We start from the raw sequence: 20,987 nt of genomic DNA, 5'->3' as shown, positions 1-20,987 counted from the left end.
TTTATGAAACTGTTTACAAAGTTGAAATAATGCGTTATAATAAACTTGTGAAAAAATTAACAAAGGATTTAGTCCTTGAAAGCTATGGAGGAAAATATGGCTGATAAAAAAACTATGACACCAGAGGAAAAGAAACTCGCTGCTGAAAAGCATGTCGATGGGTTGGTGCAAAAAGCTCTAGTTGCCCTTGAAGAAATGCGTAAGTTGGACCAAGAGCAAGTTGACTACATCGTAGCTAAAGCGTCAGTAGCAGCTTTGGATGCCCACGGAGAATTGGCTTTACATGCCTATGAAGAAACAGGACGTGGTGTATTTGAAGATAAAGCAACTAAGAACTTGTTTGCTTGTGAACATGTAGTAAACAACATGCGTCACACTAAGACAGTTGGCGTTATCGAAGAAGACGATGTAACAGGATTGACTCTCATCGCTGAACCGGTTGGTGTTGTCTGTGGTATTACTCCTACAACAAACCCAACATCAACAGCGATCTTTAAGGCATTGATTTCATTGAAGACTCGTAATCCAATCGTCTTTGCATTCCACCCATCAGCTCAAGAATCATCAGCTCACGCAGCTCAAATCGTTCGTGATGCTGCGATTAAAGCAGGAGCTCCTGAAAACTGTGTACAGTGGATCACTGAACCATCTATGGAAGCAACTAGTGCACTTATGAACCACGAAGGTGTTGCCACAATTCTTGCAACAGGTGGTAATGCCATGGTTAAAGCCGCATACTCATGTGGTAAACCAGCTCTTGGGGTAGGTGCCGGAAACGTTCCAGCCTATGTTGAAAAATCAGCTAACATCCGCCAAGCTGCACACGATATCGTCATGTCTAAATCATTTGATAACGGTATGGTCTGTGCATCTGAACAAGCGGTTATCATTGATAAAGAAATTTACGATGAATTTGTAGCAGAGTTCAAATCTTATCACACTTACTTTGTAAACAAAAAAGAAAAAGCACTTCTTGAAGAATTCTGCTTCGGCGTGAAAGCAAACAGCAAAAACTGTGCTGGTGCAAAATTGAACGCTGATATCGTTGGTAAACCAGCAACTTGGATTGCAGAACAAGCAGGATTTACAGTTCCAGAAGGAACAAACATTCTTGCTGCAGAATGTAAAGAAGTTGGTGAAAATGAGCCATTGACTCGTGAGAAATTGTCACCAGTTATCGCAGTTTTGAAATCTGAAAGCCGTGAAGATGGTATTACTAAGGCTCGTCAAATGGTTGAATTTAACGGTCTTGGACACTCAGCAGCTATCCACACAGCTGACGAAGAATTGACTAAAGAATTTGGTAAAGCTGTTAAAGCTATTCGTGTTATCTGTAACTCACCTTCTACTTTCGGTGGTATCGGGGACGTTTACAATGCCTTCTTGCCATCATTGACACTTGGATGTGGTTCTTACGGACGCAACTCAGTTGGGGATAACGTTAGTGCCATTAACCTCTTGAATATCAAAAAAGTCGGAAGACGGAGAAATAACATGCAATGGATGAAACTTCCTTCAAAAACATACTTTGAACGTGATTCAATTCAATACCTTCAAAAATGTCGTGACGTTGAACGTGTCATGATCGTTACTGACCATGCCATGGTAGAGCTTGGTTTCCTTGATCGTATCATCGAACAACTTGATCTTCGTCGCAATAAGGTTGTTTACCAAATCTTTGCTGATGTAGAACCAGATCCAGATATCACAACTGTAAACCGTGGTACTGAGATTATGCGTGCCTTCAAACCAGATACAATCATCGCTCTCGGTGGTGGATCTCCAATGGATGCTGCTAAAGTAATGTGGCTCTTCTACGAACAACCAGAAGTGGACTTCCGTGACCTTGTTCAAAAATTCATGGATATCCGTAAACGTGCCTTCAAATTCCCATTGCTTGGTAAGAAGACTAAATTCATCGCGATTCCAACTACATCTGGTACAGGATCTGAAGTAACACCATTTGCCGTTATCTCTGATAAAGCAAATAACCGTAAATACCCAATCGCTGACTACTCATTGACACCAACTGTGGCAATCGTAGACCCTGCTTTGGTATTGACAGTTCCTGGATTTGTTGCTGCGGACACTGGTATGGACGTATTGACCCACGCGACTGAAGCTTACGTATCACAAATGGCTAGCGACTACACTGACGGTCTTGCACTTCAAGCCATCAAGCTTGTATTTGAAAACCTTGAAAGCTCAGTTAAGAATGCAGACTTCCACTCACGTGAGAAAATGCATAACGCTTCAACAATCGCTGGTATGGCCTTTGCTAATGCCTTCCTAGGTATTTCTCACTCAATGGCCCATAAGATTGGTGCGCAATTCCATACAATCCACGGTCGTACAAATGCTATCTTGCTTCCATACGTTATCCGTTACAACGGTACACGTCCAGCTAAGACAGCAACATGGCCTAAGTACAACTACTACCGTGCAGATGAAAAATACCAAGATATCGCACGCATGCTTGGACTTCCAGCTTCTACTCCAGAAGAAGGTGTGGAATCTTACGCAAAAGCTGTCTACGAACTTGGTGAGCGCGTAGGTATCCAAATGAACTTCAAAGCACAAGGAATTGATGAAAAAGAATGGAAAGAACATTCTCGTGAATTGGCCTTCCTTGCTTATGAAGATCAATGTTCACCAGCTAACCCACGTCTTCCAATGGTTGACCACATGCAAGAAATCATCGAAGATTCTTACTATGGTTACAAAGAAAGACCAGGACGCCGTAAATAATTGTTATCAGCCTAGAGACAGGAATTTCCTGTCTCTTTTTTGCAATTCTATTTGAAAAATGGTATAATCATCGCATATATTTATTTGAAAATCAAATCTTTTATAATCATGCGAGGGAGAAATGTAAGAGATGAATGAGCTAGGGGAAAAGGTAAGGATTCTTAGAGAGGAGAAAGGGCTTAGTCGTCCAGTTTTTTGCGGGGATGAGTCTGAACTATCAGTGCGTCAGTTGGTGAGAATCGAAAAAGGAGAATTTCGCCCGACGATAAAAACCCTAGAATATATTGCAGATAGATTAGAAATTCCGTCCTACGTCTTGATGCCAGATTATAAGGAATTGCCTAAACGCTACCAAGAATTAAAGTACTTTCTTTTACATCATCCTGACTATGGAGACAAGGAGTTGCAGGAACAAAAGGAAGAATATTTCGATGAGATTTTTGAGTGTTTTTATGATGATTTGCCACGTGATGAGAAAGTGCTAGTGGATTGTCTTCAAGCCATAGATGAAGTGAGAGCGACTAGTAATTCCTTATACGGAAGTGGTGTGATTGAGGACGGTCTTCAAGACTTACTATCCAGAGATGTATATAAAGCCGAGGACTTGTTGAAACTGAGACTGTATTTCAACTGTCAGTTAATGGATGGTTTAAATATGGGTGAGATAAAAGAATCTGAGCATGAAACCATTCTTTGTTTTCATGACAAACTAAGTTCTCAGGTTGATAAGATAGAGTTCGATTGTTTGGACTTGCTTAGAGATTCCTTGTTAGCTTCTTTAGCTTGTATAGAAATTATGGGGCTGTTTCGTTATTTTAAGAGAGCAGTTGAGACCTTAAATAAAATAGGGCAGAAAACACGAGATTTTCAAAAACAACCGATTGTCTTGATGGTAGAATGGAAATATTATATTCAGATGGATTATGATACAGCTAAACAAAAGTATGAAGAAGCAAAAATGATGGCGAGGATGTTTGGCAATGAGAAGTTAATCGTTAGTTTAGATAATGAATGGGCCGAGGATCTAGAAAGATATCGTTAAAGAGTTTATAGGAGTGACATTTCTGTCATTGGGGAAATGTCGCTTTTTTGTTACAATGATTTTTATACTCAATGAAAATCAAAGAGCAAACTAGGAAACTAGCCGCAGGCTGTACTTGAGTACGGCAAGGCGACGTTGACGTGGTTTGAAGAGATTTTCGAAGAGTATTACTTGCTATACATCCAGAAGCAAACTCGGCAATAGAGAGAAAATTCTAAGTAGTAGGCCTATAGAGTCAATCAACTTGAAGGATTTTCTGTAAGTATGATGTATGACGATAACAGTTTTAAACAAGGAGGAGAGAATGTCCATTTTATCCATTAAAAATATTTCAAAGTTTTACACTTTGGACGGTAAACATCAAGAGCAGGCTCTAAGAAATATTAACCTGCAGATTGCAAAAGGTAAAATTACAGCGATTTACGGTCCATCAGGCTGTGGCAAAACCAGTTTACTAAACATCATCAGCGGTTTAGATAGACAATATGAAGGAGATTTAGAGTTTAAAGGGGAATCCCTCCGTGACTTATCAGAGATTGAACTAACTCAATTTCGTAAAGATAAGATTGGATTTGTGTTTCAAAACTTTAACCTCATTCCACATCAGTCTGTCTTGGACAATGTCAAGCTACCTCTCTATGTCAAAGATTTATCTGACAGGGAGATGACAATGATTGCAAAGGAGCAATTAAGTAACTTGGGCATGGAGCCTTTTATTACTAAAAATGTTAAACAGCTTTCTGGCGGGCAAAAGCAACGTGTAGCAATCGCGCGTGCCTTGGTAAATCAGCCTGATATGATTGTAGCAGATGAGCCAACGGGTTCGCTGGATTCTCAATCCCAAGAAATGGTATTGGAAGTATTTAAAAATTTAGCCCAAACAGGGAAAACAGTATTGATCGTAACCCATAATCCAGAGGTTGCTGAATATGCAGACGTGATTATCAAAATGAAGGATGGTGAAGTCGTTGAAGAAGTCAAAAAATAAAGGATTATCATTGAAAAATAAATTCAAACTTTCTTTAAATAACTTTATGGAAAGAAAATGGCGTAATCTATTAATTGCGCTAGCAACCTCAATCGGTTTTGTAGGAGTCTTAATTTCTTTTGGCTTGGGAAATGCTTTGATTTCGATGATTGATGAAAATACGAATGGAGGTCAAATTCCTTCTCAAGTTCAGATTGCTTTAAACACAAAAAGTGTTGGACGAGGCTTTTTGAACCAAGACGATAAGAACTATATCACGGATACAGTTGGGAAAGAAGCTATTAAATATTTGGAGAGTCCTTTTGGGATGACCATGTCAAATATTGCTATAGATGGTCAAGAAATGGATCTGAGTCAAACGATGCCTTCTTATGCTCAAGTAGTGAGTCTCTATGAGGATACAAGTATTTCTGTTAGTAGTAATGAGGCGGACAAAGTATTAGCCGGTTCCCTCTATACTGATGCAAATGAACAGGGCTTGACGATTCCAAGCAGTTTACTAAAAAATTGGAATGAACAGACAGGAAACAATCTGACAGCTAGTGATGTTATTGGCAAATCAGTCTCAGCCAGCATTGTAGAAAATGCTGCCGAAGCTAGTAAGATTGCTCAATTTCAAACGAAGATTGTACGTGTAATCAATGATGAAGATGACATGGAGGACAGTAACAGTTTCATGCCGTCTAGTCAAATGGAAACAATTTTGAAAGAAGCTGGATTTACAAAAGCTGTATCTTATTTTATCTTGGAACTCAAAGATCCATCACAGACAAAAGTGGTAACAGAAGAATTACAGAAAAATAAGAAGTATACTGTTCTTTCTCAACAGAAGGTTCTTGATATTGTGATTACCTTTATTCGTGTCATTCAGGGATTGTTGATTGTGCTTTCATCACAAGCTATTGTGGTAGCAGCGGTCATGATTGGTATCATCATTTACATCAATATTATGCAACGTTCTAAGGAAATAGGTGTCATGAAGGCAGTTGGTTATCAAAATCATGATGTCAAAGGGATTTTTATTTACGAGGCTATCTGGATTGTAGGGATCGCCTTGCTGCTGGCATTTTTGGTTGCACAAGGGGTGGGAAGTTTGGCGAATGCGATTGTAAATCACTTTTACCCATCCATCACGAAGGTTTTTGAATTAAATCCTCTATCTATTTTAGGAACTCTAGCTTTCGCTCTCTTGCTTGGTTATGTATCAGCTTACTTCCCAGCACGTAAAATTAGTAAAATGGATCCTGTAGAATCGCTACGATATGAATAGTAAGGGATTCCTTGATTTACAGTTTAAAAAAGAAACTAACATAGAAAAACAATGCCCGTACTTGCAATTAAACTTAAATAGTTATATAATAGGTTTGTTGAAAGGTGATTTGTAGTGATTCAAGTTACTCTTTTCACAATAAAAATTTCATGATTTTCATAAGGAGGAAATCACTAATGGTAGTTAAAGTTGGTATTAACGGTTTCGGACGTATCGGTCGTCTTGCTTTCCGTCGTATCCAAAACGTAGAAGGTGTTGAAGTTACTCGTATCAACGACCTTACAGATCCAGTTATGCTTGCACACTTGTTGAAATACGACACAACTCAAGGTCGTTTCGACGGTACTGTTGAAGTTAGAGAAGGTGGATTTGAAGTTAACGGTAAATTCATCAAAGTTTCTGCTGAACGTGATCCAGAACAAATCGACTGGGCTAACGACGGTGTAGAAATCGTTCTTGAAGCTACTGGTTTCTTTGCTAAGAAAGCAGCTGCTGAAAAACACTTGCACGCTGGTGGAGCTAAAAAAGTTGTTATCACTGCTCCTGGTGGAAACGACGTTAAAACAGTTGTATTCAACACTAACCACGACGTTCTTGACGGTACTGAAACAGTTATCTCAGGTGCTTCATGTACTACAAACTGCTTGGCTCCAATGGCTAAAGCTCTTCAAGATAACTTTGGTGTTGTAGAAGGATTGATGACTACTATCCACGCTTACACTGGTGACCAAATGATCCTTGACGGACCACACCGTGGTGGTGACCTTCGCCGTGCTCGCGCTGGTGCTGCAAATATCGTTCCTAACTCAACTGGTGCTGCAAAAGCTATCGGTCTTGTAATCCCAGAATTGAACGGTAAACTTGACGGATCTGCACAACGCGTTCCAACTCCAACTGGATCAGTTACTGAATTGGTAGCAGTTCTTGAAAAGAACGTTACTGTTGATGAAGTGAACGCAGCTATGAAAGCAGCTTCAAACGAATCATACGGTTACACAGAAGATCCAATCGTATCTTCAGATATCGTAGGTATGTCTTACGGTTCATTGTTTGACGCAACTCAAACTAAAGTTCTTGACGTTGACGGTAAACAATTGGTTAAAGTTGTATCATGGTACGACAACGAAATGTCATACACTGCACAACTTGTTCGTACTCTTGAATACTTCGCAAAAATCGCTAAATAATTCTTGAGTCGATAAAAAAGCAAGACCTTGAACTGCACCCCAAAAGTTAGACAGAAAAAATCTAACTTTTGGGGTGTTTTATTATGAAATTGAGTTATGAAGATAAAGTTCAGATCTATGAACTTAGAAAACAAGGATATAGCTTAGAGAAGCTTTCAAATAAATTTGAGATAAACAATTCTAATCTTAGGTACATGATTAAATTGATTGATCGTTACGGAATAGAGTTCGTCAAAAAAGGGAAAAATCGTTACTATTCTCCTCATTTAAAACAAGAAATGATTAATAAAGTCTTACATGAAAACTGGTCTCAAGATAGAGTTTCTCTCAAATATGCTCTCCCAAATCGTGGTATGCTTCCAAATTGGCTAGCACAATATAAGAAAAACGGGTATACTATTGTTGAGAAAACAAGAGGGAGACCAACTAAAATGGGACGTAAACGGAAGAAAACCTGGGAAGAAATGACAGAACTAGAGCGACTCCAAGAGGAGAATGAACGCTTACGGACTGAGGTGGCCTACCTAAAAAAGTTAAAAGAGCTGGAAGACAGGGACGAAGCCTTAGAGCGAGAAAGGCAGAGACAATTAGAGAAATGGCTTCAGGAGGATTTCGACTAGATTTACTTCTTGAAACAGCACGTTTAGCTCGCTCAACTTACTATTATCAGTTGAAACAACTGGATGGGCTTGATAAAGATAAAGAGCTTAAAACCGAAATTCAGGCCATTTATAATGACCATAAAGGAAATTATGGCTATCGTAGAGTTACTCTTGAATTGAGGAATCGTGGTCATATAGTAAACCATAAGAAGGTCCAACGTCTGATGAAAGTCCTTGGTTTAACAGCTCGAATTCGCCGGAAACGAAAGTATTCTTCCTACCAAGGAGAGATTGGTAAGAAAGCAGAGAATCTCATTCAACGTCAGTTTGAAGCATCAAGGCCAATGGAAAAGTGCTATACGGATGTGACAGAGTTTGCCATTCCAAATAGCACACAGAAACTCTATTTATCGCCAGTTTTAGATGGATTTAATAGCGAAATTATCGCCTATAATCTTTCAACTTCACCAAACTTAGAACAAGTGAAAGCTATGTTAAACCAGGCCTTTACAGAGAAACACTACGAGCATACGATTCTCCATAGCGATCAAGGCTGGCAATACCAACACGATTTTTATCATCGGTTCCTAGAGAGTAAGGGAATTCAAGCATCCATGTCACGCAAGGGCAACAGCCCAGACAATGGCATGATGGAGTCCTTCTTTGGCATTTTGAAATCTGAAATGTTTTATGGTTATGAGAAGCACTTTAGGTCTTTAGAAGACCTTGAACAAGCTATTGTGGACTACATTGATTACTACAACAACAAACGAATTAAAGTCAAACTAAAAGGACTTAGCCCTGTGCAATACAGAACTAAATCCTTTCAATAATTATTTGTCCAACTTTTGGGGGTCAGTACACCTCTGGTCTTGCTTTTTAAATATTTAAAAATGGATGACACAATCATCCATTCTTTTTTATTTCTCTTTCGAAAGTATCTGAAAGGGCAGTGAAGCTTAATTTTTCTAATGTAAGTGGATGGGTAAAGGAAAGTCGAAAGGCATGAAGCATAAGTCGATTTGATTTTCCTTTACTATTATAGAGAGGGTCGCCTAGGATAGGGTGCTTATGATGAGAAAGGTGCACACGAATCTGATGGGTTCGCCCTGTCTTTAGTTTACAACGGACAAGGGTCGTTTTGTTTGGGAATTGCTTTAATCTGCTTACATGCGTTTCAGCATATTGCCCATTTTTTGTATCAACTATTCGTTTTCTACGATCATGGCGATCACGTCCGATTTTGTCTTTGAAAACAAGCTCTTTGCTGTTGATATGTCCATCAACTAGTGCCCAGTATTCCCTAGAAATCTCTTTTTTCTCCAGTAAGCGATTGAGAATAGGCAGGATAAAAGGATTTTTGGCAAAGAGAACCAAACCACTGGTTTCCATGTCTAGACGATGAACGACATAGCAGGTTTGGCCAACATAGGCACTGACATGGTTAAGAAGGGCGATTTCGTTTGGCTGATTACCATGCGTTTTCATCCCCTCTGGTTTGTTGACAATAATCAAGTGTTGATCTTGATAAACCTCTTGAACGAGGTTTGGGTTGCCCCAAGGAATTTCTTTTTCGGGATAATCTTCCTCGTCAAAAGTCAACTGGCAAACATCTCCAGGACTTACCATCTCGTTCCAATGAACTTCTCGCTGATTAATCAAAATGTGTTTCTTGATTCTCAAAAAATGACGGATTTTTCTAGGGATGAGGAGTTGTTCCTCAAGTAATTGCTTTACCGTCATTTGAGGTAGAGAGTCTGGTAATGTAAATGTGAATTGCATACAGATATTGTAACAAAAAAAGCCCTATTTGGATAGGAAATAGCTAAATTCTTGTCTTCCTATGATGAAGATGATAAAATAAACGCATGAAATTAGATAAATTATTTGAGAAATTTCTTTCTCTTTTTAAAAAAGAAACAAGTGAACTAGAGGACTCTGATTCTACTAGCTTACGTCGCTCTCGTAGTGATCGAAAAAAATTAGCCCAAGTGGGTCCGATTCGGAAATTCTGGCGTCGTTATCATCTAACAAAGATTGTCCTTATACTAGGTTTGAGTGCAGGCTTGCTAGTTGGAACCTATTTGTTTGCTGTAGCTAAGTCAACCAATGTTAACGATTTGCAAAACGCCTTGAAAACTCGAACTCTCATTTTTGACCGTGAAGAAAAAGAGGCTGGTGCCTTGTCTGGTCAAAAGGGAACCTACGTTGAATTGACTGATATCAGTAAAAATTTGCAGAATGCTGTTATTGCGACAGAAGACCGCTCTTTCTATAAAAATGACGGGATTAACTATGGTCGTTTCTTCTTGGCGATTGTCACTGCTGGTCGTTCAGGTGGTGGTTCTACTATTACCCAACAGCTGGCTAAAAATGCCTATCTATCGCAGGATCAAACTGTCGAGAGAAAAGCGAAAGAATTTTTCCTTGCCTTAGAATTAACAAAAAAATATAGTAAGGATCAGATTTTAACCATGTACCTTAACAACGCTTATTTTGGAAATGGTGTGTGGGGGGTTGAAGATGCGAGTAAGAAATACTTTGGAGTTTCTGCGTCAGAAGTGAGTTTGGATCAAGCTGCGACTCTGGCAGGGATGCTCAAAGGACCGGAACTGTATAACCCCTTGAAATCTGTGGAAGATTCTACTAATCGTCGTGATACTGTCTTGCAAAATATGCTTGCAGCGGGTTACATTGATAAAAATCAAGAAACCGAAGCTGCAGAAGTTGATATGACTTTGCAATTGCACGATAAGTATGAAGGAAAAATCTTAGATTACCGCTATCCTTCTTACTTTGATGCGGTGGTTAACGAAGCCGTTTCCAAGTATAATCTAACAGAGGAAGAAATTGTCAATAATGGCTACCGCATTTACACAGAACTGGACCAAAACTACCAAGCAAATATGCAGGTTGTCTATGAAAACACCTCACTATTTCCTAGAGCAGAGGATGGAACATTTGCTCAATCAGGAAGTGTAGCTCTCGAACCGAAAACAGGGGGAGTTCGTGGGGTTGTCGGTCAAGTTGCTGACAATGATAAAACTGGATTCCGTAATTTCAACTATGCGACCCAATCAAAACGTAGCCCTGGCTCTACAATTAAGCCTTTAGTTGTTTATACGCCAGCAGTTGAGGCAGGTTGGGCTTTGAATAAGCTCTTGGATAACCATACCATGAAGTATGACAACTATAAGGTAGATAACTATGCAGGAATCAAAAAGAGTCGTGAAGTTCCTATGTATCAAGCCTTGGCAGAATCGCTTAATCTACCTGCTGTTGCCACCGTTAATGATTTGGGTGTTGATAAGGCTTTTGAGTCAGGAGAAAAATTTGGACTCAACATGGAAAAGGTCGACCGTGTTCTTGGTGTCGCCTTGGGAAGCGGTGTCGAAACCAATCCTCTGCAAATGGCTCAAGCATATGCTGCCTTTGCAAATGAAGGTTTAATGCCGGAAGCTCATTTTATTAGTCGAATTGAAAACGCTAGCGGACAGGTTATTGCAAGTCATAAAAATTCACAAAAAAGGGTGATTGATAAGTCTGTAGCTGATAAGATGACCAGTATGATGTTGGGGACATTCACCAATGGAACGGGTATTAGTTCATCGCCTGCAGACTATGTCATGGCAGGGAAAACTGGAACAACTGAAGCTGTTTTTAATCCTGAATACACAAGTGATCAGTGGGTAATTGGTTATACTCCAGATGTAGTGATTAGCCACTGGCTTGGTTTTCCGACCACTGATGAAAATCATTATCTAGCGGGTTCTACATCAAACGGTGCAGCCCATGTCTTTAGAAATATTGCAAATACCATTTTACCTTATACGCCAGGAAGTACCTTTACAGTTGAAAATGCTTATAAGCAAAATGGAATTGCACCAGCTAACACAAAAAGACAAGTACAAACCAATGATAATAGCCAGACAGATGATAATTTGTCTGATATTCGAGGACGTGCGCAAAGTCTAGTAGATGAGGCTAGTCGGGCTATCTCGGATGCTAAGATTAAGGAAAAGGCTCAAACGATATGGGATTCAGTAGTCAATCTATTTCGCTAAGATGCTTGTCAAAGCCTTGCTTTCTTGTTATAATAGATAAGATGGAGGCGTTATGGCACTAAAAAAAGCAAGCCTAGCTTGTGCGGTTTGTGGTTCGAGAAACTATTCAATCAAGATTAGTGGAACCCCCAAGCCTACACGACTAGAAGTAAATAAATTTTGTAAGCATTGTGGCAAGTACACTACACACAGAGAAACGAGATAGGAGAGAGCGATGCGTTTTATTGGAGATATTTTTAGACTTCTTAAAGACACAACATGGCCAACTCGCAAGGAAAGCTGGAGAGATTTTCGTTCTATTATGGAATACACGGCTTTCTTTGTAGTAATTATTTACATTTTTGACCAGTTGATTGTTTCAGGTTTGATTCGATTTATTAACATTTTTTAGAAGGTTAGTGGAGTTAATTACACTAGAAATCTTCTATTTATGAAAGGAAATATCATGGATAGTTTTGATAAAGGGTGGTTTGTTTTACAAACTTATTCTGGTTATGAAAATAAGGTAAAAGAAAATCTATTACAACGTGCACAAACCTACAATATGTTGGATAATATTCTACGCGTTGAAATTCCAACACAAACAGTGCAAGTTGAAAAAAATGGAAAGAGAAAAGAAGTAGAAGAAAATCGCTTTCCAGGTTATGTTCTTGTAGAAATGGTCATGACAGATGAAGCTTGGTTTGTTGTTCGAAACACACCAAACGTTACAGGATTCGTTGGATCTCACGGAAATAGATCAAAACCAACTCCATTATTGGAACAAGAAATCCGTGATATCTTGGTTTCTATGGGACAAACCGTACAAGAGTTTGATATCGATGTTGAAGTTGGTCAAACTGTACGTATTATTGATGGTGCCTTTGCAGATTATACTGGTAAGATTACAGAAATTGATAACAATAAAGTGAAGATGATTATCTCTATGTTTGGTAATGACACAGTTGCAGAAGTAAACCTAAACCAAATTGCAGAATTATAACTCAAAGAGAGGCTTGTCCTCTCTTTTTTGGCTCTTTGTCAACTGTAGTGGGTTGAAGAAAAGCTAATATCTAGAAAGGACAAATCTCGTCCTTTCTTTTTTGATGTTCAGAGCGATAAAAATCCGTTTTTTGAAATTTTCAAAGTTCCGAAAACCAAAGGCATTGCGTTTGATAAGTTTGATGAGATTATTGGTTGCTTCTAATTTGGCGTTAGAATAGTGTAGTTGAAGGGCGTTGACGATTTTCTCTTTGTCCTTTAGAAAGGTTTTAAAGACAGTCTGAAAAAGAGGATGAACCTGCTTTAGATTGTCCTCAATAAGTCCGAAGAATTTGTCAGGTTCCTTGTTCTGAAAGTGAAAAAGCAAGAGTTGATAGAGCTTGTAGTGGTGTTTCAAGTCTTCTGAATAGCTCAAAATCTTGTCTAGAATCTCTTTATTCGTTAAGTGCATACGAAAAGTAGGGCGATAAAATCGTTTATCACTCAGTTTACGACTATCCTGTTGAATGAGTTTCCAGTAGCGTTTGATGGCCTTGTATTCATGGGATTTTCGCTCAAATTGATTCATGATTTGGACACGGACACGACTCATAGCACGGCTTAGATGTTGGACAATGTGAAAGCGGTCAAGAACGATTTTAGCGTTAGGAAAAAGTTTACTGGCAATATCGTAGTAAGGGCTAAACATATCCATCGTAATGATTTTCACCTGACAACGAACAGCTCGCTCGTAGCGCAGAAAGTGATTTCGGATGATAGCCTGTGTTCTGCCTTCAAGAACAGTGATAATGTTGAGCTTGTCAAAATCTTGTGCAATAAAGCTCATCTTTCCCTTTGTAAAAGCGTACTCGTCCCAGGACATAATCTCAGGGAGGTAAGAAAAATCAGACTTAAAACGGAAGTCATTGAGCTTACGAATGACAGTTGAAGTTGAAATAGCCAGCTGATGAGCAATATCGGTCATAGAAGTCTTTTCAATCAGCTTTTGCGCAATCTTTTGGTTGATGATACGAGGAATTTGATGATTCTTCTTGACGAGTGAGGTCTCGGCGACCATCATTTTCGAGCAATGATAGCACTTGAATCGACGCTTTTTCAGGAGGATTCTAGTAGGCATACCAGTCGTTTCGAGGTAAGGAATTTTCGACGGTTTTTGAAAGTCATATTTCTTCATTTGATGTCCACAATCAGGACAAGATGGGGCATTGTAATCCAGTTTAGCGATGATTTCCTTAAGTGTATCCTTATTGATGATGTCTAGAATCTGGATATTTGGGTCTTTGATATCGAGTAGTTTTGTGATAAAATGTAATTGTTCCATATGAATCTTTCTAATGAGTTGTTTAGTCGCTTTTCATTATAGGTCATATGGGACTTTTTTTCTACACAAAAATAGGCTCCATAAGATTCATAGGGGATTTACCCACTACAAATATTATAGAGCCTCTTTTTTGTGCAGTTTAGGAGATAAAGAGAACAGAATGGAGGAAATAACCCCAACTAGCTTCTTTATTTGTTAGACTGTATCTAGAAAGGAGAAGATTATGCTTAAAAAAATGTATGAAGAAGTGCAGGGGATTGTATATAAGTGTAGAAATGAATATTACCTTCATTTATGGGAGTTATCGGATTGGGACCAAGAGGGAATGATATGCCTACATGAATTGATCAGTAGAGAAGAGGGTCTAGTAGAAGATATCCCTCGTTTAAGGAAATATTTCAAAACCAAGTTTCGAAATCGGGTTCTAGACTATATCCGTAAACAAGAAAGTCAAAAACGAAGATATGATAAAGAGCTTTATGAAGAAGTGGGTGAGATTAGTCATCGTATAAGTGAGGGAGGACTCTGGCTAGATGACTATTATCTCTTTCATGAGACACTAAGAGATTATAGAAACAAACAAACTAAAGAACAACAAGAAGAGTTAGAACGCGTCTTAAGAAATGAACGTTTCCGAGGGCGTCAAAGAGTCCTAAGAGACTTACGTATTGTGTTTAAAGAGTTTGATCTCCGTAGCCGGTAAGAAACCATGCAAAAAAAATGAAAAAAATTAGAAAAAGATGTTGACAAAAAATAAAAAGTCGGTATAATAGTAAGAGTTGAAAACAACAACTCTGGTCCGTTGGTCAAGGGGTTAAGACACCGCCTTTTCACGGCGGTAACACGGGTTCGAATCCCGTACGGACTATGGTATGTTGCGGTTGAAACACTTGATGAAAAAAGTTTTAAAAAAATTTCAAAAAAGTGTTGACAAGCGAAAGCGACTGTGATATACTAATATAGTTGTCACTTGAGAGAAGCGAGTGACAAAGACCTTTGAAAACTGAACAAGACGAACCAATGTGCAGGGCGCTACAACTAAGGTTGTAGTACTGAACAATGAAAAAAACAATAAATCTGTCAGTGACAGAAATGAGTGAGAACTCAAACTTTTAATGAGAGTTTGATCCTGGCTCAGGACGAACGCTGGCGGCGTGCCTAATACATGCAAGTAGAACGCTGAAGGAGGAGCTTGCTTCTCTGGATGAGTTGCGAACGGGTGAGTAACGCGTAGGTAACCTGCCTGGTAGCGGGGGATAACTATTGGAAACGATAGCTAATACCGCATAACAGTAGATGTTGCATGACATTTGCTTAAAAGGTGCAATTGCATCACTACCAGATGGACCTGCGTTGTATTAGCTAGTTGGTGGGGTAACGGCTCACCAAGGCGACGATACATAGCCGACCTGAGAGGGTGATCGGCCACACTGGGACTGAGACACGGCCCAGACTCCTACGGGAGGCAGCAGTAGGGAATCTTCGGCAATGGACGGAAGTCTGACCGAGCAACGCCGCGTGAGTGAAGAAGGTTTTCGGATCGTAAAGCTCTGTTGTAAGAGAAGAACGAGTGTGAGAGTGGAAAGTTCACACTGTGACGGTATCTTACCAGAAAGGGACGGCTAACTACGTGCCAGCAGCCGCGGTAATACGTAGGTCCCGAGCGTTGTCCGGATTTATTGGGCGTAAAGCGAGCGCAGGCGGTTAGATAAGTCTGAAGTTAAAGGCTGTGGCTTAACCATAGTACGCTTTGGAAACTGTTTAACTTGAGTGCAAGAGGGGAGAGTGGAATTCCATGTGTAGCGGTGAAATGCGTAGATATATGGAGGAACACCGGTGGCGAAAGCGGCTCTCTGGCTTGTAACTGACGCTGAGGCTCGAAAGCGTGGGGAGCAAACAGGATTAGATACCCTGGTAGTCCACGCCGTAAACGATGAGTGCTAGGTGTTAGACCCTTTCCGGGGTTTAGTGCCGCAGCTAACGCATTAAGCACTCCGCCTGGGGAGTACGACCGCAAGGTTGAAACTCAAAGGAATTGACGGGGGCCCGCACAAGCGGTGGAGCATGTGGTTTAATTCGAAGCAACGCGAAGAACCTTACCAGGTCTTGACATCCCTCTGACCTCTCTAGAGATAGAGATTTCCTTCGGGACAGAGGTGACAGGTGGTGCATGGTTGTCGTCAGCTCGTGTCGTGAGATGTTGGGTTAAGTCCCGCAACGAGCGCAACCCCTATTGTTAGTTGCCATCATTCAGTTGGGCACTCTAGCGAGACTGCCGGTAATAAACCGGAGGAAGGTGGGGATGACGTCAAATCATCATGCCCCTTATGACCTGGGCTACACACGTGCTACAATGGCTGGTACAACGAGTCGCAAGCCGGTGACGGCAAGCTAATCTCTTAAAGCCAGTCTCAGTTCGGATTGTAGGCTGCAACTCGCCTACATGAAGTCGGAATCGCTAGTAATCGCGGATCAGCACGCCGCGGTGAATACGTTCCCGGGCCTTGTACACACCGCCCGTCACACCACGAGAGTTTGTAACACCCGAAGTCGGTGAGGTAACCGTAAGGAGCCAGCCGCCTAAGGTGGGATAGATGATTGGGGTGAAGTCGTAACAAGGTAGCCGTATCGGAAGGTGCGGCTGGATCACCTCCTTTCTAAGGATAAGGAACTGCGCATTGGTCTTGTTTAGTCTTGAGAGGTCTTGTGGGGCCTTAGCTCAGCTGGGAGAGCGCCTGCTTTGCACGCAGGAGGTCAGCGGTTCGATCCCGCTAGGCTCCATTGGTGAGAGATCACCAAGTAATGCACATTGAAAATTGAATATCTATATCAAATAGTAACAAGAAAATAAACCGAAAACGCTGTAGTATTAATAAGAGTTTATGACTGAAAGGTCAAAAAATAAGGTTAAGTTAATAAGGGCGCACGGTGGATGCCTTGGCACTAGGAGCCGAAGAAGGACGTGACAAACGACGATATGCCTTGGGTAGCTGTAAGTAAGCGATGATCCAGGGATTTCCGAATGGGGGAACCCAACAGGTACTACCTGTTACCCGCATCTGTTAAGGATGTGAGGAGGAAGACGCAGTGAACTGAAACATCTAAGTAGCTGCAGGAAGAGAAAGCAAAAGCGATTGCCTTAGTAGCGGCGAGCGAAACGGCAGGAGGGCAAACCGAAGAGTTTACTCTTCGGGGTTGTAGGACTGCAATGTGGACTCAAAGATTATAGAAGAATGATTTGGGAAGATCAGCCAAAGAGAGTAATAGCCTCGTATTTAAAATAGTCTTTGTACCTAGCAGTATCCTGAGTACGGCGGGACACGCGAAATCCCGTCGGAATCTGGGAGGACCATCTCCCAACCCTAAATACTCCCTAGTGACCGATAGTGAACCAGTACCGTGAGGGAAAGGTGAAAAGCACCCCGGGAGGGGAGTGAAATAGAACCTGAAACCGTGTGCCTACAACAAGTTCGAGCCCGTTAATGGGTGAGAGCGTGCCTTTTGTAGAATGAACCGGCGAGTTACGTTATGATGCGAGGTTAAGTTGAAGAGACGGAGCCGTAGGGAAACCGAGTCTGAACAGGGCGAATTAGTATCATGACGTAGACCCGAAACCATGTGACCTACCCATGAGCAGGTTGAAGGTGCGGTAAGACGCACTGGAGGACCGAACCAGGGCACGTTGAAAAGTGCTTGGATGACTTGTGGGTAGCGGAGAAATTCCAAACGAACTTGGAGATAGCTGGTTCTCTCCGAAATAGCTTTAGGGCTAGCGTCGACATTAAGATTCTTGGAGGTAGAGCACTGTTTGGGTGAGGGGTCCATCCCGGATTACCAATCTCAGATAAACTCCGAATGCCAATGAATTATGGTCGGCAGTCAGACTGCGAGTGCTAAGATCCGTAGTCGAAAGGGAAACAGCCCAGACCACCAGCTAAGGTCCCAAAATAATTGTTAAGTGGAAAAGGATGTGGGGTTGCACAGACAACTAGGATGTTAGCTTAGAAGCAGCTATTCATTCAAAGAGTGCGTAATAGCTCACTAGTCGAGTGACCCTGCGCCGAAAATGTACCGGGGCTAAAACAATTTACCGAAGCTGTGGATACCTTTATAGGTATGGTAGGAGAGCGTTCTATGTGTGAAGAAGGTGTACCGTGAGGAGTGCTGGAACGCATAGAAGTGAGAATGCCGGTATGAGTAGCGAAAGACAGGTGAGAATCCTGTCCACCGTAAGACTAAGGTTTCCAGGGGAAGGCTCGTCCGCCCTGGGTTAGTCGGGACCTAAGGAGAGACCGAAAGGTGTATCCGATGGACAACAGGTTGATATTCCTGTACTAGAGTATGTAGTGATGGAGGGACGCAGTAGGCTAACTAAAGCAGACGATTGGAAGTGTCTGTCTAAGCAGTGAGGTGTGATATGAGTCAAATGCTTATATCTGTAACATTGAGCTGTGATGGGGAGCGAAGTTTAGTAGCGAAGTTAGTGACGTCACACTGCCAAGAAAAGCTTCTAGCGTTTAAACATACTCTACCCGTACCGCAAACCGACACAGGTAGTCGAGGCGAGTAGCCTCAGGTGAGCGAGAGAACTCTCGTTAAGGAACTCGGCAAAATGACCCCGTAACTTCGGGAGAAGGGGTGCTGACTTTAAGTCAGCCGCAGTGAATAGGCCCAAGCAACTGTTTATCAAAAACACAGCTCTCTGCTAAATCGTAAGATGATGTATAGGGGGTGACGCCTGCCCGGTGCTGGAAGGTTAAGAGGAGTGCTTAGCGCAAGCGAAGGTATGAATTGAAGCCCCAGTAAACGGCGGCCGTAACTATAACGGTCCTAAGGTAGCGAAATTCCTTGTCGGGTAAGTTCCGACCCGCACGAAAGGCGTAATGATTTGGGCACTGTCTCAACGAGAGACTCGGTGAAATTTTAGTACCTGTGAAGATGCAGGTTACCCGCGACAGGACGGAAAGACCCCATGGAGCTTTACTGCAGTTTGATATTGAGTGTCTGTACCACATGTACAGGATAGGTAGGAGTCTAAGAGATCGGGACGCCAGTTTCGAAGGAGACGTTGTTGGGATACTACCCTTGTGTTATGGCCACTCTAACCCGGATAGGTGATCCCTATCGGAGACAGTGTCTGACGGGCAGTTTGACTGGGGCGGTCGCCTCCTAAAAGGTAACGGAGGCGCCCAAAGGTTCCCTCAGAATGGTTGGAAATCATTCGCAGAGTGTAAAGGTATAAGGGAGCTTGACTGCGAGAGCTACAACTCGAGCAGGGACGAAAGTCGGGCTTAGTGATCCGGTGGTTCCGTATGGAAGGGCCATCGCTCAACGGATAAAAGCTACCCTGGGGATAACAGGCTTATCTCCCCCAAGAGTTCACATCGACGGGGAGGTTTGGCACCTCGATGTCGGCTCGTCGCATCCTGGGGCTGTAGTCGGTCCCAAGGGTTGGGCTGTTCGCCCATTAAAGCGGCACGCGAGCTGGGTTCAGAACGTCGTGAGACAGTTCGGTCCCTATCCGTCGCGGGCGTAGGAAATTTGAGAGGATCTGCTCCTAGTACGAGAGGACCAGAGTGGACTTACCGCTGGTGTACCAGTTGTCTTGCCAAAGGCATCGCTGGGTAGCTATGTAGGGAAGGGATAAACGCTGAAAGCATCTAAGTGTGAAACCCACCTCAAGATGAGATTTCCCATGATTTTATATCAGTAAGAGCCCTGAGAGATGATCAGGTAGATAGGTTAGAAGTGGAAGTGTGGCGACACATGTAGCGGACTAATACTAATAGCTCGAGGACTTATCCAAAGTAACTGAGAATATGAAAGCGAGAGGTTTTCTTGGTTTGAATAGATATTCAATTTTGAGTAGGTATTACTCAGAGTTAAGTGACGATAGCCTAGGAGATACACCTGTACCCATGCCGAACACAGAAGTTAAGCCCTAGAACGCCGGAAGTAGTTGGGGGTTGCCCCCTGTGAGATATGGAAGTCGCTTAGCTCTAGGGAGTTTAGCTCAGCTGGGAGAGCATCTGCCTTACAAGCAGAGGGTCAGCGGTTCGATCCCGTTAACTCCCAAAGGTCCCGTAGTGTAGCGGTTATCACGTCGCCCTGTCACGGCGAAGATCGCGGGTTCGATTCCCGTCGGGACCGTTAGAATAACGTAAGTTATTTTAGACTCGTTAGCTCAGTTGGTAGAGCAATTGACTTTTAATCAATGGGTCACTGGTTCGAGCCCAGTACGGGTCATATCTGCGGGTTTGGCGGAATTGGCAGACGCACCAGATTTAGGATCTGGCGCTTAACGGCGTGGGGGTTCAAGTCCCTTAACCCGCATTAAGATATAATAAATGAGCCGGCTTAGCTCAGTTGGTAGAGCATCTGATTTGTAATCAGAGGGTCGCGTGTTCAAGTCATGTAGCCGGCATTTTTAGATAGAAGAAAACAGTGCGAACGTAGTTCAGTGGTAGAACACCACCTTGCCAAGGTGGGGGTCGCGGGTTCGAATCCCGTCGTTCGCTTAGAGAGGCCGGGGTGGCGGAACTGGCAGACGCACAGGACTTAAAATCCTGCGATTGGTAACGATCGTACCGGTTCGATTCCGGTCCTCGGCATAATATAGAGCACCCTTAGCTCAACTGGATAGAGTACCTGACTACGAATCAGGCGGTTAGAGGTTCGACTCCTCTAGGGTGCATTTTTCTATTTAACTCGGGAAGTAGCTCAGCTTGGTAGAGTACTTGGTTTGGGACCAAGGTGTCGCAGGTTCGAATCCTGTCTTCCCGAT

13 protein-coding genes, 11 tRNA genes and 3 rRNA genes are annotated in these 20,987 nt (G+C 42.0%); 25 read left to right on the top strand and 2 right to left on the bottom strand.

Annotation, left to right across the window (positions count from 1 at the left end; translation table 11 throughout):
* Positions 1 to 96 precede the first annotated feature (96 nt).
* The 6 genes from adhE (at position 97) to ACN076_RS00110 (ending at position 8,670) form a co-directional block, all read left to right on the top strand.
* Positions 97 to 2,748, top strand: coding sequence for a bifunctional acetaldehyde-CoA/alcohol dehydrogenase (gene adhE / locus ACN076_RS00135; protein WP_420789945.1), 2,652 nt, complete (start codon positions 97 to 99; stop codon positions 2,746 to 2,748).
* 130 nt (positions 2,749 to 2,878) lie between these two features.
* Positions 2,879 to 3,790 carry an XRE family transcriptional regulator gene (locus ACN076_RS00130; RefSeq protein ID WP_420789944.1) on the top strand — a complete coding sequence of 304 codons (912 nt, stop codon included), beginning with the start codon at positions 2,879 to 2,881 and terminating at the stop codon, positions 3,788 to 3,790.
* A 304-nt stretch (positions 3,791 to 4,094) separates the two neighbouring features.
* Positions 4,095 to 4,778, top strand: coding sequence for an ABC transporter ATP-binding protein (locus ACN076_RS00125; RefSeq protein WP_420789943.1), 684 nt, complete (start codon positions 4,095 to 4,097; stop codon positions 4,776 to 4,778).
* Positions 4,747 to 6,048: an ABC transporter permease gene (locus ACN076_RS00120; protein WP_420789942.1), complete on the top strand. Its 1,302-nt coding sequence runs from the start codon at positions 4,747 to 4,749 to the stop codon at positions 6,046 to 6,048. Before ACN076_RS00125 ends, ACN076_RS00120 begins: the two co-directional genes overlap by 32 nt.
* Before the next feature lie 176 nt (positions 6,049 to 6,224).
* On the top strand, positions 6,225 to 7,235 hold the full coding sequence (gene gap / locus ACN076_RS00115) for a type I glyceraldehyde-3-phosphate dehydrogenase (protein WP_000260687.1): 1,011 nt from the start codon (positions 6,225 to 6,227) through the stop codon (positions 7,233 to 7,235).
* Positions 7,236 to 7,318: 83 nt separating this feature from the next.
* Positions 7,319 to 8,670, top strand: a protein-coding gene (locus ACN076_RS00110; RefSeq protein WP_134813905.1) for an IS3 family transposase whose coding sequence is annotated in 2 segments (ribosomal slippage) — positions 7,319 to 7,760 and positions 7,760 to 8,670 — 1,353 coding nt in all. Because the reading frame shifts where the segments join, the coding sequence is not laid out codon by codon here.
* 73 nt (positions 8,671 to 8,743) lie between these two features.
* Here the strand turns inward: ACN076_RS00110 and ACN076_RS00105 are convergent.
* The gene (locus ACN076_RS00105) at positions 8,744 to 9,619 is read right to left on the bottom strand and encodes an RluA family pseudouridine synthase (protein WP_314725883.1); all 876 of its coding nucleotides are present in this window, start codon (positions 9,617 to 9,619) and stop codon (positions 8,744 to 8,746) included.
* 86 nt (positions 9,620 to 9,705) lie between these two features.
* Between ACN076_RS00105 and pbp2a the strand changes: the two genes are divergently transcribed.
* Genes pbp2a through nusG form a run of 4 tightly spaced genes read left to right on the top strand, consistent with a single transcriptional unit; the run spans position 9,706 to position 12,883 of the window.
* The gene (gene pbp2a, locus ACN076_RS00100; protein ID WP_153193857.1) at positions 9,706 to 11,901 is read left to right on the top strand and encodes a penicillin-binding protein PBP2A; all 2,196 of its coding nucleotides are present in this window, start codon (positions 9,706 to 9,708) and stop codon (positions 11,899 to 11,901) included.
* A 52-nt stretch (positions 11,902 to 11,953) separates the two neighbouring features.
* On the top strand, positions 11,954 to 12,106 hold the full coding sequence (rpmG, locus tag ACN076_RS00095; RefSeq protein ID WP_014017356.1) for a 50S ribosomal protein L33: 153 nt from the start codon (positions 11,954 to 11,956) through the stop codon (positions 12,104 to 12,106).
* A 9-nt stretch (positions 12,107 to 12,115) separates the two neighbouring features.
* Positions 12,116 to 12,292, top strand: coding sequence for a preprotein translocase subunit SecE (gene secE, locus ACN076_RS00090; RefSeq protein ID WP_001210991.1), 177 nt, complete (start codon positions 12,116 to 12,118; stop codon positions 12,290 to 12,292).
* A gap of 54 nt (positions 12,293 to 12,346) precedes the next feature.
* On the top strand, positions 12,347 to 12,883 hold the full coding sequence (gene nusG, locus ACN076_RS00085; protein ID WP_000376740.1) for a transcription termination/antitermination protein NusG: 537 nt from the start codon (positions 12,347 to 12,349) through the stop codon (positions 12,881 to 12,883).
* Positions 12,884 to 12,946: 63 nt separating this feature from the next.
* Here nusG and ACN076_RS00080 read toward each other — a convergent pair whose 3' ends face one another.
* Positions 12,947 to 14,203 (bottom strand): ISL3 family transposase, encoded by a 1,257-nt coding sequence (locus ACN076_RS00080; RefSeq protein ID WP_420789534.1) that lies wholly within the window; start codon positions 14,201 to 14,203, stop codon positions 12,947 to 12,949.
* Positions 14,204 to 14,426: 223 nt separating this feature from the next.
* On the opposite strand from ACN076_RS00080, the gene ACN076_RS00075 reads away from it, so the two are divergent.
* From ACN076_RS00075 to ACN076_RS00005, 15 genes are all read left to right on the top strand, one after another.
* Entirely contained in the window at positions 14,427 to 14,906 is a 480-nt protein-coding gene (locus ACN076_RS00075; RefSeq protein WP_203176455.1) for a sigma-70 family RNA polymerase sigma factor, read from the top strand.
* A gap of 93 nt (positions 14,907 to 14,999) precedes the next feature.
* Positions 15,000 to 15,071, top strand: a tRNA-Glu gene (locus tag ACN076_RS00070).
* Between the two features lie 243 nt (positions 15,072 to 15,314).
* A 16S ribosomal RNA gene (locus ACN076_RS00065) occupies positions 15,315 to 16,860 on the top strand.
* A 51-nt stretch (positions 16,861 to 16,911) separates the two neighbouring features.
* Positions 16,912 to 16,984: transfer RNA gene (locus tag ACN076_RS00060), tRNA-Ala, on the top strand.
* A gap of 124 nt (positions 16,985 to 17,108) precedes the next feature.
* Positions 17,109 to 20,009, top strand: a 23S ribosomal RNA gene (locus ACN076_RS00055).
* 76 nt (positions 20,010 to 20,085) lie between these two features.
* Positions 20,086 to 20,201, top strand: a 5S ribosomal RNA gene (gene rrf, locus ACN076_RS00050).
* Together the 16S, 23S and 5S rRNA genes with 11 tRNA genes alongside form the textbook arrangement of a ribosomal RNA operon.
* Positions 20,202 to 20,205: 4 nt before the next feature.
* Positions 20,206 to 20,278, top strand: a tRNA-Val gene (locus ACN076_RS00045).
* Between the two features lie 2 nt (positions 20,279 to 20,280).
* Positions 20,281 to 20,353, top strand: a tRNA-Asp gene (locus ACN076_RS00040).
* A 23-nt stretch (positions 20,354 to 20,376) separates the two neighbouring features.
* A tRNA-Lys gene (locus ACN076_RS00035) sits at positions 20,377 to 20,449 on the top strand.
* Between the two features lie 5 nt (positions 20,450 to 20,454).
* Positions 20,455 to 20,536 (top strand) — tRNA-Leu (locus ACN076_RS00030).
* Between the two features lie 18 nt (positions 20,537 to 20,554).
* Positions 20,555 to 20,627, top strand: a tRNA-Thr gene (locus ACN076_RS00025).
* 22 nt (positions 20,628 to 20,649) lie between these two features.
* Positions 20,650 to 20,721 (top strand) — tRNA-Gly (locus tag ACN076_RS00020).
* Positions 20,722 to 20,728: 7 nt separating this feature from the next.
* Positions 20,729 to 20,814 (top strand) — tRNA-Leu (locus ACN076_RS00015).
* A 9-nt stretch (positions 20,815 to 20,823) separates the two neighbouring features.
* A tRNA-Arg gene (locus ACN076_RS00010) sits at positions 20,824 to 20,897 on the top strand.
* Positions 20,898 to 20,912: 15 nt separating this feature from the next.
* A tRNA-Pro gene (locus tag ACN076_RS00005) sits at positions 20,913 to 20,986 on the top strand.
* Position 20,987 lies beyond the last annotated feature (1 nt).

Origin of the sequence: Streptococcus sp. K0074 (assembly GCF_048843365.1) — a bacterium.
GTDB lineage: Bacteria > Bacillota > Bacilli > Lactobacillales > Streptococcaceae > Streptococcus > Streptococcus mitis_BM.
This window is presented reverse-complemented; position numbering and strand designations above follow the sequence as displayed.